This is a genomic window from Caenibius tardaugens NBRC 16725 (assembly GCF_003860345.1).
GTDB classification, from domain to species: domain Bacteria; phylum Pseudomonadota; class Alphaproteobacteria; order Sphingomonadales; family Sphingomonadaceae; genus Caenibius; species Caenibius tardaugens.
Window position 1 is genome coordinate 247,488 of the sequence record NZ_CP034179.1, and the last position, 11,818, is coordinate 259,305.

An 11,818-nucleotide genomic window follows, 5' to 3' on the forward strand; every position below is an offset into this window, starting at 1 on the left:
TATCGCAATAAACGATATCGAAATTGGCGACGTAACGCCTCAGACGCGCATCGGCATCAGCACATAGAGCGCCGGGCTCTTCGAATCCTGACGGATCAGGGTCGGCGCACCGGCATCGGCAAGATGCAGTTCCACCGTATCGCCATCGATCTGGCTGAGGATATCCTTGAGATAGTTGGCGTTAAAGCCGATCTCGAACCCTTCGGCGCTGTAATCGGCGGCGATTTCTTCTGCCGCGGTGCCGTTGTCGGGCGACGTCACCGACAGTGTGACCTTATCGTGATCCAGCCCCATTTTCACCGCGCGGGTCTTCTCCGTGGCGATGGTAGCCACGCGATCGACCCCTTCGAAGAAGCTCTTCGGATCGAGCTTGAGCAGTTTGTCGTTACCCGTGGGAATGACGCGCGTGTAATCGGGGAATGTCCCGTCAATCAGCTTGCTGGTCAGCACCACGCCATTTTCGCCGCCCAGTGTAAACCGGATCTTGCTGGCCGACAGGTCGATTTCGACATTGGTGTCGAGCGCTTCTTCGAGCAGCTTGCGCAGTTCAGCCACAGCCTTGCGCGGGACGATCACGTCCGGCATCCCTTCGGCCCCATCGGGGCGGGCAATCGTGAAACGTGCCAGACGGTGGCCATCGGTTGCCGCCGCCTTCAGTTCGTCTTCCGCCACATGCAGGAAAATACCGTTGAGATAATAACGGGTTTCTTCCGTCGAAATGGCAAAACGGGTGCGATCGATCAGTTCCGCCAGAGCCTTGGCCGAGATTTCGAAAGTGGTCGGCAGATCGCCTTCTACGATAACCGGGAAATCATCGCGCGGCAGTGTGGGCAGCGAGAACCGGCTGCGCCCCGATTTCACCACCATGCGGTTATCCGCCGCTTCCAGGCTGACCTGGCTGCCATCGGGCAATTTGCGTGCGATATCGAACAGGAGGTGCGCCGAAACGGTGATCGCGCCCGCCAGATCAACCGAAACCGCCGACAGACTTTCAACCACCTGCAGATCAAGGTCGGTGGCCATGACGCGCAGCGTGCCGTCCGGTGCCGCTTCGATCAGGACGTTGGACAGGATAGGTATGGTATTGCGGCGTTCGACCACCGACTGGACGTGGGACAGGCAACGCAGGAGTGTTGCGCGTTCGATCGTGGCCTTCATCGTTCTACCGATCCCCGTTGTGCGCCCACGGCAATGGAATCGCCGTTCAGACGCATGGAATTACACCTGTAATCTCTAGCGCGAGCATCCCGCGCGGCAAGCAGGATTGGCGGACTGGCTTGAGAATCTGGGGATAAACTCTGGAAATCCGCCATTTTCACGCCCGCCAACCCCCGGGCCTCATCCCAGCATCGCCATCCCGCCGTTCACATGCAATGTCTGGCCGGTGATGTAGCCCGCTTCCTTCGATGCAAGGAAAGATATCGCAGCGCCGATATCTTCGCCCTCGCCCATGCGGCCCATCGGAATCTTGCTGTTCAGCGCTTCCTTCTGCGCATCGGGCAGGACGTCGGTCATCGCGGTACGGATAAACCCGGGCGCAACGCAGTTCACGGTAATACCGCGGCTTGCCAGTTCCTGTGCCAGGCTCTTGGACATGGCGGTGACGCCGCCCTTGGATGCGCAATAGTTCATCTGCCCGGGATTGCCGGTGGACCCGACAATGCTGGTCACGTTGATGATCCGGCCAAACCGGGCCTTCATCATCGGCCGCGCGGCGGCCCGCATCAGGCGGAAGGTGGATTCAAGATTGACGCGGATCACCGCATCCCATTCCTCATCCTTCATCCGCATGGCGAGATTATCGCGCGTGATCCCCGCATTGTTGACGAGAATATCCAGCTTGCCCAGCGTATCGACGGTGGCCGGGATCAGTTCCTCGACTTGCGTCACATTCGAAAGATCGCAGGTGATTTCAACGTGATCGTGACCATATTCGGCGTTCAATTCCTCACGAAAAGCGCGCAATTTCGCCGCGTTGGAGCCCGACAACGCAAGGCGCGCGCCCTGTGCGGCCAGCGCCCGTGCGATGGACGATCCGATACCGCCAGCAGCACCTGTCACCAGTGCCGTCATGCCTGTTAGGTCGAACATATTTCCTCCCGACTATTTGCTGCCAAAATGCTGGCTGCTGTACCGTTGCATTGCCTGGGCAGCCAGCAAAGCGCCGGCAAACCCGCTATTCTTCTCGTTGGCCGGAATGCCCGAACTGAGGATCAGCATCCCGAGAAACATCTCGTCCGATTCGCTGAGTTCGTCCGTTTCCGTGCCGAACACCGATCCGCCCACCATCTTTTCCAGAATAGGCCACAACCGGTTCTGATCCGCCCCGGCAACCGTGCGGTCAAATCGCGCCAGATCCGCCTCGCTCAACGGTGCATGCGCACGCAAGGCCCGCTCCAGCGTCCTGCCGATCTGGTAGAACACCGCATAAAGCACCGCATCCGATGACCAGTTGTGCTGATCGGCGCAGGCACCCGCGCGTGCCGAATAAACCTCGAGCAAGGCTTCCGGCGGGTCGCGCCCATCAAGCCCGTCCAGATCGAAATCCCGGACGAAATCGTCGATCGCCATGACTTGCGCTGCATCATAGGCCTCAACGCAATTCATATCCGTGGCGGCGACCGCCTGCCCCGCCCCGAGGAACGACAAGACGGCCATGCCCATGGCTGTGGCAAGGCGCCGCCCTGCGATCATGCCAGTTCCTTTGCCAGCGCTTCGATATCGGCCATGGTGATCACACTGGCGACAGTGACCTCATCGACCGTGCGCCCGATCATCGGACCCACAACCTTGCCGCCCAGTTCGACGAAATGTTCGGCACCGGCCGCTTTCATCGCAATCACACTTTCACGCCAGCGCACGCGGCCGCACACCTGTTCGACCAGCAGGCGCTGTTCTTCCGCAGGATCGCTGACCAAGGCTGCGGTCACATTCGCGAAGACCGGCAGGCGCAAGGCCTGCACCGGCACTTTGGCCAGCGCTTCGGCCATGGCATCGGCGGCTGGCTGCATCAGCGGGCAATGGAACGGCGCGGAAACGGGCAGGAGCACGCCCCGCTTGATCCCGTGTTCCTTGACCAGGGCCACGGCGCGCTCAATCGCCTCGCGGTGGCCGGAAAGCACCACTTGCGTCGGATCGTTGTCATTCGCCACCGTGCAGACCTGCCCTTCGGCAGCGGCATCGGCCAGCGCCTGCGCCTTGTCCACATCGGCCCCCAGCAGTGCGCACATCGCGCCTACACCGACCGGTACCGCCGCCTGCATCGATTGCCCGCGCAGTTTCAGCAAGCGGGCGGTATCCGCCAGCGAAAATCCGCCCACGGCGCAGAGCGCGGTATATTCGCCAAGGCTGTGCCCGGCGACGAAATCGCCCTTGTCCGCGATCGAAAGGCCGCCTTCCTTTTCCAGAACGCGCAGCGTGGCGATGGCATTGGCCATGATCGCGGGCTGGGCATTTTCCGTCAGCGTCAGCTGATCGTCAGGGCCATCGAACATCAGGGTGGAGAGTTTCTGCGACAGCGCATCGTCCACTTCCTGGAACACTTCGCGGGCCACCGCGCTCGCGTCCGCGAGTTCCTTGCCCATGCCGACTTTCTGGCTGCCCTGCCCCGGAAATACAAACGCTCGCATATCTCACTCCTTCTGCCGCGCGCGGTTATTGCGGCGCAGCGTCCCTCGCAACCCCGAAAGGCACAATCTTGTTGGCAGGATCATGCCCGATATCCGCCAGACCCAGAAACGGGATATTGCGCCGCGCGCACCAATCGCGCGCGATATAGTCCGCGTCCGCCCCGAACGGGCGGTCATTCTCCGGAATGTCGCTGACCCGGCCCAGCCGCAGCCCGGCGATATCGCCCAGATGCGCCGTCGCGTGGAAAAACAGCCGGTCCACAGCATAGAGGTATTCCGAAACCTCCTCTACGCATACCACATGGCCGGAAAGGTCGGGCATCAGATCGGTCCCGCAGAGCATGGCCAGCGTCATCAGATTGAACGCCACGGTCGGGCGGCCATCCAGCGATGGCTCCAGCCCATCCCGGTCACCCGCAAGGAACGCCAGCGCCCGCAACACGGCGGCTTCGCCCCCGTCGCGCCGGATATCGCCCACCATCGGCCCGTGCGCCGGGTGCCCTATCCCCGCACGGTACAGGGCGCCAAGCAAGTACCCGCCATCGGAATACCCGAGATAGGTCTTGTGTCGTGCCGCGTCGTCCAGCCGTTCCACAACCCCTGCCGCAATGCGGTTCGCCCCATAACCGCCGCGCGCGAACCATACCGCATCGAAAGCCGGATCGTTCGCGCATTCCACAAACGCTTCCCGGCGCATGATGTCCGGTCCGGCAAAATGCCCGTCCACCGCAAAACACTGTTCATGAAAGGCGAGATGCACGTCAGGCCGCGCAGCGGCGGCCAGATCCAGCACGCGATCAGCGTCGTCCCGCGTAAGCGGCGTTGAAGGTGCGCAGACAGCTATCCGGGTCATACCGTTTCCTAGCCAGCTTGTGTTGTCTCGCACAACTGCATACCGGTAGGCTATGAACGACAATCTGGCCGATCTCACTTCGCATCCCTGGTTCTTTTGCGGCATCGGCGGTTCCGGCATGTTGCCGCTGGCGATGATCCTGCACGGACAGGGCGCGCAGATCGCCGGATCGGACCGCAGCCGCGATCAGGGCCGCACCCCCGAAAAGTTCGCCTGGCTGGAACAGCAGGGCATCGCGCTGTTCCCCCAGGACGGGAGCGGGATCACCAGCGCCACGCAGACTCTGATCGCATCGGCGGCGGTCGAGGATACCGTGCCCGAAATGGTGCGTGCCCGCGAACTGGGCAGCCCGCGCATGAGCCGGGCCGATCTGCTCTCCACCCTGTTCAACCGCGCGGCCTGTTCTATCGCGATTGGCGGAACCAGCGGCAAGTCCACGGTGACAGGGATGCTCGGCTGGATTCTCTACAGTGTCGGCCGCGATCCCACGATCATGAACGGCGCGGTGATGAAGAACTTCGTGTCTGCCGACACCCCCTTCGCCAGCGCCCGCGTCGGCAAAGGGGCGGTTTTCGTGTCCGAAGTCGATGAAAGCGATGGGTCTATCGCGCTCTACCGGCCCACTGTGGCCGTGCTGCTCAACGTCAGTCTCGATCACAAGAGCATGGAAGAACTGCGTGAACTGTTCGGCAATTTTCTTGCCGCCGCTGGCACATCGGCGATCAACTGGGACGATCCCGAAAGCCGCGCGCTGGCCGGGCATGCGCAGAATGCCGTGACTTATGGCATCGACCATCCCGACGCGACCATCGGGGTGGAAGCGGGCAGCATCGCGGACACCCCCACCGGCATTTCCGCCCGCCTGATCGACCGGCGTGACGGCAGCAGGCACGCACTGACCCTGCAGGTGCCGGGCCGCCACAACCTGTCGAACGCGCTGGCCGCGATTGCGGGCGCCCATGCCGCCGGCATTCCGGTTGCCGATGCCGTGGCAGCCATCGCCGGATTTTCCGGCCTTGCCCGGCGGTTCGATATCGTGGGCACCAGTGCATCCGGGATCACCGTGATCGACGATTTCGGTCACAACCCCGAAAAGTGCCGCGCCACGCTGCGTACACTGAAAAGCCATCCCGGCCGGGTGATCGCGTTCTTCCAGCCGCACGGCTATGGGCCGCTGCGCCAGATGGGGCACGAACTGGCGCAAACGTTCGCGGAAGAACTGGGGTCGGACGATATTACGATCCTGTGCGATCCGGTCTATTTCGGCGGCACGGTGGATCGCAGCGAAGGCAGCGAACGGATCACGCGCCTGATCGCGGAATTCGGCGGAAAGGCGGAATATGTCCCCGACCGCGAAGCCTGCGGCGCGATGATCACCGCGATTGCCAAGCCGGGGGATCGTATTGTCATCATGGGGGCCCGCGATGACACCCTGTCGACCTTCGCCCGCGAGATACTGGCGCATTTGGCCTGAACGGGATCAGAAGTTGGCGGTCAGTTCCACATAACCGAAGGCGGGATCGCCGAAGCCATTGGCATTGGGGGCATCGTCCAGGAACCGGCCATTGATCAGCACCGCCCCGCCCATATCCACGCGCAACATATCGGGCACCAGCCAGTAACGCGCCCGCGCCTCTATCTGATGCCCGGCAAAATGCCCCGATTGCCCGGCCGGATCGCGAACGCCGGTTGTGGCGAAACTGTCGCTCGCGCTGTCCAGCCAATTGGCGCTGTAATGCAGGAACCCGTCCCAGCGTTTGTCAGGCGCAACTTCCAGCCGCGCGCCCAGTGAACTGATATTGGTCCGCCCCAGCGCCCCGAACGTGCTGGTCGGCCCGAAATCGGAGCGGCGCGAACCATAGAGATTGTCGAACCGGCCATAACGCCCGCCCCGCCGATCACCCGAGGCGCGATCGTATTCCAGCGCGATGCGCGGCGACCAGTCGGATGCGAACTGGTATCCCAGTTCCGCGTGCAGCGTATAGGCCGATACGCCCCGCTTTTCCGCCGTTTCCGTGACCCCATCCCGCACCTTGCCGAACTGGTAGGCACCTTCCAGTTCATAGTCCCACCGCCCGGCCACTGGCTGCGAGAACAGGCGCACACCCGGCGTATAGAGGTGGCGATTGCGTGTGAGCCGCCCGGGGGAATCGCGTTCTTCCAGCCCATAGAAATAGGCTTCCAGCGTCGTCCTTGCCCCCAGTGGCTGGCTGGTGAAGCCGCCCCAGAACGTGAGATCGAAACTTTCGCGATCCCATTCCACATCATTGTGCAGGATCGCCTCCTTGTCCGTCGGCTCGCGCATCAACGGCAGGGTATAGAACGCGGTGACCGTACCCTTGTTCGCACCGCGATAGTGCACGCGCGCACCGGCAAAGGCGTTGACCGTGTTACGGAAATTGTTGCGCGATACCAGCCGGCGCGAACCCAGATCCATCGTGAAGCGCCCGATGTCCAGCGATGTGGCGCTGCCTTTGCCCAGCGCATCGTCGAGATCGAACCCGACATAGGCCTGCACCAGTTCCATGGCATTGACCTCACCCGTTCCGGCAGAACCGTTGCGGTCGGTGGAATAGGCGCGGGCATCGAACAGTTCGCCCACCAGGCGCACTGGCCCGGCCTTGTACTGGGCGGCCAGAATCGCGCGGATCACCAGAATGTCGCTGTTCTCATCCAGTCCGGGCCGGAACTGGTTGGCCAGCGTTTCGTAGCGCATGCGCAGCGTTCCGGTTATGGTCAGGTCATCGGGATCGCCAATGGCCTGTTGCAGAACGCCGACTTTCTTTTCTGGCGCCTTCTTGTCTGACGCCTTGTCCTGCGCCCATGCCGGCGCACCTGCCAGCAGGCAGAACCCGGCTGCAAGACCTGTAAGAACGCGTGTCATATTTCCCCCCTGCTCAGGGTAGGGACAAAATACAAGCCGTAAGCCGCGCAACTTCCGCCGAAGCGTGGCTGACATAAAGCACGGGGAGTTCCAGTTCATCCCTTATGCGTTCCACCACCCGCAGGATTTCCTCCGCTCGTGCCGGGTCGAGCGAGGTCAAAGGTTCATCCATCAACAGGAAGCGCGGGCCTGCCAGCAGCGCCCGGCCAATGGCCACGCGCCGCGCTTCGCCGCCAGACAGGTTCGCGGGCCAGCGATCCAGAAGGTGCGCAATGCCGAGAAAGGCGATAACCTCTCGCTGCGTGATCCAGCGTGCATCGGGCGGCGCCAGCTTTTCGCCATAGCGGAGGTTCGCCCCCACCCGCAGATGCGGAAACAGGCGGTTATCCTGAAACACATAGCCCGCCCTACGCGCATCGGGCGGGCAATTCACCCCGGTCGCGCTATCAAACAGCACGCGGCCGCCCACGGCAATTCGCCCATGATCGGGCCTGACCAGCCCTGCGATCATGTTGAGCACCGTGGTCTTGCCTGCGCCGGAAGGCCCGACCAGCGCCATCAGCGGAACGGCGGTCTGTGCATCGAATGTGATCTGTGTACCCCCGATCCGGTGGCGCAGGTTCAGCTCAAAGGACATGCGCACGCCCCCCGCCCGAACGCCGTACCAGCCATTCCGACAACATCAGCGCCGCCAGCGACAGAATCACCGAAATCACGGCCAGTCGCGCCACCTCCATGTCCATGCCCGGAATCTGCAACCCGCTGTAGATCGCCAGCGGCAGCGTGCGGGTCTGCCCGGGGATATTGGACACGAAAGTGATCGTTGCCCCGAATTCCCCTATCGACCGGGCGAAGCCGAGCACCGCGCCTGCCAGAATGCCCGGCAAGGTCAGCGGCAGCGTGATTGTGGCGAAGGCCCGTATGGGGCCCGCCCCCAATGTCCGCGCCGCCTGCTCCAACCGGCGGTCCACCGCCTCGATCGACAGGCGGATAGCGCGCACCATCAGCGGCAAGGCCATGACGGCTGCCGCCAGTGCCGCCCCGGTCCACCGGAACATCAGCGTCACCCCGAACCAGTCTTCCAGCCAGCTTCCGACAGGGCCATTGCGCCCGAACAGGATCAGCAGCAGCCACCCTGTCACCACCGGTGGCAGGACCAGTGGAAGATGCACCGCCGCATCCAGCAGCATCCGACCGGGAAAGCGCTTGCGGGCCAGCAGCCAGGCCAGCGCATAGGCAATCGGCAGGGAGGCAAGCATCGCCACCATGCTGACTTTGAGAGACAGCACGACCACGTCCCATTCGGCGGCGCTGAGCAGGGCCATTACGGCGCGGTAAAGCCGTACTTCCGGAAAATGCCCTGACTTTCCGGGGAAGCGAGGAAATCCCGGAACGCCTGCGCATCGGCACTGGTCGCATTCTTCAGGACAGCCACGGGATAGAGAATCGGCGGATGGCTGTCCTGCGGGAACACGGCCACAACCCGCACTTTGGCCGAAGCGGCGGCATCGGTCGCATAGACAATGCCCAACGGAGCTTCCCCCCGTTCAACCAGCGCCAGCGCAGCGCGCACATTTTCCGCCCGGGCCACGCGCTTTTCCACCACAGGCCAGATGCCCAGCGTTTTCAAGGCGGCCATCCCGTATTTCCCGGCGGGCACGGCGGCCGGATCGGCCATGGAGAGGCGCCCGTCACCCAGTGCTGCGCCGAAGCCTCGAGGATCATCGAGACGCGCGTTGACCAGACTGGTCTTCGGCGCAATCAGCACGATGCTGTTGCCCAGCACAGTCGCCCGCGTCCCGGGGCGCAACAGGCCCTTGCCGTTCAGTTCGTCCATCCATTGCTCGTCCGCGGAGAAAAAGATGTCGGCGGGTGCGCCATTTTCCACCTGCCGCGCCAATGCCGACGATGCCGCGAATGACAGGACCGGTTTGGGATGCCCTTTCGCCGCCCACTGCAGGGCCGCTGCCTCCAGCGATTCCTGCAAACTCGCCGCTGCCAGAACAACAGGCGGGGTTTCCTTGCTCGCCCCCGTCTCCGCAGCGGGCGAACATCCGGCCAAAACCGTGGCAAGGCAGGCTGCGAGAAAAGCCACCAAGACAGAAGAACGCGCTCTGATCATGGAGGAGCTATATACATGAAAACATAAATGCGTAGAGTCTGCTTGCAGGGGCGATGTCTGCACGGCGCGCAACACAGTGCCGCATCGTGCCCTGCGATTCTCTTGCCTTGCAATCACGCCAGAAACCGTTATGGGCCGCGCTTCCCTGTTGTCAGGCAAAGCTTTGCCAGCCGCCGGGAAACGAAGAAAGCCGGAGGGGCTCCCGCGATGGGCGCGGATCAGCCAGCGATCGGTGTAGATTGAAAGGATTGCGCACATGCCGCTTTATGAGCATGTTCTTCTTGCGCGCCAGGATCTGAGCCAGGCTCAGGTCGATGCATTGGCAGCCGCAGCCACCGAGATTGTCGAACAGGGCGAAGGCAAGGTCACCAAGACCGAAACCTGGGGCCTCAAGAACCTCGCCTACAAGATCGACCGTAACCGCAAGGCGCACTTCGTCCTGCTGAACATCGAAGCTTCGGGCGCCGTGATCGAGGAACTGGAACGCCAGAACCGCATCAACGAAGACATCATCCGTTACATGACCGTCCGCGTTGACGAACATGAAAACGGCCCGTCCGTCATGATGCGCAAGAACGATCGCGAACGTCGCCGCAGCCGCGACCGGGATGGAGAAAACTGATGGCCCGCCCCTTCTTCCGCCGCCGCAAGAGCTGCCCGTTCTCCGCGAAGAACGCGCCGAAGATCGATTACAAGGACGTTCGTCTGCTGCAGGGCTTCATGTCCGAACGTGGCAAGATCGTTCCGAGCCGCATCACCGCCGTTTCTGCCAAGAAGCAGCGTGAACTTTCGAAGGCTATCAAGCGTGCGCGCACGATCGGCCTGCTTCCCTACATCGTGAAGTAAGGAGCGAGCGACCATGGATATCATCCTGCTCGAACGCATCGAGAAGCTGGGCACGATCGGTGACGTTGTCACCGTAAAGGACGGTTACGCCCGTAACTTCCTTCTGCCCCTCAAGAAGGCGCTCCGCGCCAACGAAGCCAACAAGAAGGTCTTCGAAGCGAACCGCGACCGCCTGGAAAAGGAAAACGCGGAACGTCGCGTCGATGCCGAGAAGAGCGGCGAAAAGGTGGCCGGCGCCGAAGTGGTGCTGATCCGCGCCTCGTCGAACTCGGGCCAGCTTTACGGTTCGGTCAGCGTGCGCGACATCGTCGATGCGCTGGTCGCCCAGGGCCACGACGTGAACAAGTCGCAGGTCATTCTGGAACGCCCGATCAAGACCATCGGCATGTTCGACGTGCGCGTTGCGCTTCACCCGGAAGTTTCCGTGATCGTGAAGGCAAACGTTGCCCGTTCGGATGACGAAGCGGCACTGCAGAGCCAGGGCGTCGACGTCATGGCCCAGATGTTCGAAGACGATCGCGCCGAATCGGAAGGCTTCACCGAAGCCGTCGATCCGAACGCGGAACCCGGCGAAATTCCGGAAGATCTTCTGACTTCGGAAGACGGCGAAGCCTGAGGCTGACGCTTTCCCGACCCATCGGGTCCGGTATTCAAAAACCCCCTTTCCCCAGCGGAAAGGGGGTTTTTTCTTGGCCTGCCGGGGCCGAAAACGATCAGCCCAAAGACAATCAGGCAGTCAGGAATTCCGCTATCGTTCGCCCCAGCGCGGGATCGGTCACAGAACTCATATGCGTGCCCGAAATTTCCACGAACCGAGCATCGGGCAAGACCTCTGCCAGAGCCTCGGGATCACCGTTATCGCGGTCCTTGTCGCCCGCCACCACCAGCGTCGGCACGGTGATCCGCGCCAGATCGCCCTGTGCCACATCACCCACCGATTGCAGCAACAGGCGCGCAGCCACGCGGTCGACCTTGGTCGATTTCATGAATTGTACGGCGAACCAGGCATCATCCCCGCGTTTGACCGAATCGAACCGGTCGATCGCATCGATGAAGAACGCCGCGCGCCGATGCCAGCCGGACAGGCCCTGCAGCCCCATACCCGCCAGAACCAGCCGCCGCGGGGCGACCCCGGCGATCACCGCCGCAGCTGCAGTCCGCGCGCCCAGAGAGAACCCGGCCAGATCGAAATCGGCCAGCGCACAGTGGGCAATCACATCTTCCACATCGCGCACCAGCACATCGCGCGGATAGGCTGCCGCGCCGTGCGGCGCCCCGCTTTGTCCATGCGCGCGCAAATCGGGCATGATCACGTCGAACCCGGCATCGGCCAGAACCCGCGCATGGCCGAACCGTATCCAGTTGGTATCGGCATTGGAAAACAGCCCGTGCAGCAACACCAGCGGCCGCCCCGCCCCGATGCGATGCAGGGCAAGCTGCGTACCGTCACGCGCCACGGCATAGTCCTGGGTCAATTCGCTCAT

At 62.6% G+C, this 11,818-nt stretch carries 13 protein-coding genes and 1 pseudogene; 4 read left to right on the forward strand and 10 right to left on the reverse strand.

Annotated elements, in window-relative coordinates; all coding sequences use genetic code 11:
• Positions 1-39 precede the first annotated feature (39 nt).
• The 5 genes from dnaN to EGO55_RS01310 all read right to left on the reverse strand — a co-directional run bounded on the left by dnaN (position 40) and on the right by EGO55_RS01310 (position 4,482).
• Entirely contained in the window at positions 40-1,158 is a 1,119-nt protein-coding gene (dnaN, locus tag EGO55_RS01290; protein ID WP_021689176.1) for a DNA polymerase III subunit beta, read from the reverse strand.
• 180 nt (positions 1,159-1,338) lie between these two features.
• Positions 1,339-2,091 carry a 3-oxoacyl-[acyl-carrier-protein] reductase gene (gene fabG / locus EGO55_RS01295; RefSeq protein ID WP_021689177.1) on the reverse strand — a complete coding sequence of 251 codons (753 nt, stop codon included), beginning with the start codon at positions 2,089-2,091 and terminating at the stop codon, positions 1,339-1,341.
• Between the two features lie 12 nt (positions 2,092-2,103).
• Positions 2,104-2,694, reverse strand: a complete 591-nt coding sequence (locus EGO55_RS01300; protein WP_021689178.1) for a hypothetical protein — start codon at positions 2,692-2,694, stop codon at positions 2,104-2,106.
• Complete coding sequence (fabD, locus tag EGO55_RS01305; RefSeq protein ID WP_021689179.1) at positions 2,691-3,629, reverse strand: ACP S-malonyltransferase; 939 nt, start codon at positions 3,627-3,629, stop codon at positions 2,691-2,693. Before fabD ends, EGO55_RS01300 begins: the two co-directional genes overlap by 4 nt.
• A gap of 25 nt (positions 3,630-3,654) precedes the next feature.
• Complete coding sequence (locus EGO55_RS01310; protein WP_021689180.1) at positions 3,655-4,482, reverse strand: LD-carboxypeptidase; 828 nt, start codon at positions 4,480-4,482, stop codon at positions 3,655-3,657.
• 52 nt (positions 4,483-4,534) lie between these two features.
• On the opposite strand from EGO55_RS01310, the gene EGO55_RS01315 reads away from it, so the two are divergent.
• Positions 4,535-5,956 (forward strand): glutamate ligase domain-containing protein, encoded by a 1,422-nt coding sequence (locus tag EGO55_RS01315; RefSeq protein WP_021689181.1) that lies wholly within the window; start codon positions 4,535-4,537, stop codon positions 5,954-5,956.
• A gap of 6 nt (positions 5,957-5,962) precedes the next feature.
• Here EGO55_RS01315 and EGO55_RS01320 read toward each other — a convergent pair whose 3' ends face one another.
• The 4 genes and pseudogenes from EGO55_RS01320 to modA all read right to left on the reverse strand — a co-directional run bounded on the left by EGO55_RS01320 (position 5,963) and on the right by modA (position 9,488).
• Positions 5,963-7,366 (reverse strand): alginate export family protein, encoded by a 1,404-nt coding sequence (locus EGO55_RS01320; RefSeq protein WP_021689182.1) that lies wholly within the window; start codon positions 7,364-7,366, stop codon positions 5,963-5,965.
• 13 nt (positions 7,367-7,379) lie between these two features.
• Positions 7,380-7,922, reverse strand: a pseudogene (locus EGO55_RS01325) (ATP-binding cassette domain-containing protein); the annotation flags it as partial.
• A gap of 70 nt (positions 7,923-7,992) precedes the next feature.
• Positions 7,993-8,691, reverse strand: a complete 699-nt coding sequence (modB, locus tag EGO55_RS01330; protein WP_021689184.1) for a molybdate ABC transporter permease subunit — start codon at positions 8,689-8,691, stop codon at positions 7,993-7,995.
• Positions 8,691-9,488 (reverse strand): molybdate ABC transporter substrate-binding protein, encoded by a 798-nt coding sequence (gene modA / locus EGO55_RS01335; protein ID WP_040715021.1) that lies wholly within the window; start codon positions 9,486-9,488, stop codon positions 8,691-8,693. Before modA ends, modB begins: the two co-directional genes overlap by 1 nt.
• Before the next feature lie 256 nt (positions 9,489-9,744).
• On the opposite strand from modA, the gene rpsF reads away from it, so the two are divergent.
• From rpsF to rplI, 3 genes are read left to right on the forward strand one after another with little or no spacing between them, the layout of a single operon-like run.
• The gene (gene rpsF / locus EGO55_RS01340) at positions 9,745-10,110 is read left to right on the forward strand and encodes a 30S ribosomal protein S6 (protein WP_021689186.1); all 366 of its coding nucleotides are present in this window, start codon (positions 9,745-9,747) and stop codon (positions 10,108-10,110) included.
• The gene (rpsR, locus tag EGO55_RS01345) at positions 10,110-10,334 is read left to right on the forward strand and encodes a 30S ribosomal protein S18 (RefSeq protein ID WP_021689187.1); all 225 of its coding nucleotides are present in this window, start codon (positions 10,110-10,112) and stop codon (positions 10,332-10,334) included. Before rpsF ends, rpsR begins: the two co-directional genes overlap by 1 nt.
• A gap of 13 nt (positions 10,335-10,347) precedes the next feature.
• Positions 10,348-10,950, forward strand: coding sequence for a 50S ribosomal protein L9 (gene rplI / locus EGO55_RS01350; protein WP_021689188.1), 603 nt, complete (start codon positions 10,348-10,350; stop codon positions 10,948-10,950).
• A 112-nt stretch (positions 10,951-11,062) separates the two neighbouring features.
• On the opposite strand, the gene EGO55_RS01355 is transcribed toward rplI, so the two are convergent.
• On the reverse strand, positions 11,063-11,818 hold the full coding sequence (locus EGO55_RS01355; protein ID WP_021689189.1) for an alpha/beta fold hydrolase: 756 nt from the start codon (positions 11,816-11,818) through the stop codon (positions 11,063-11,065).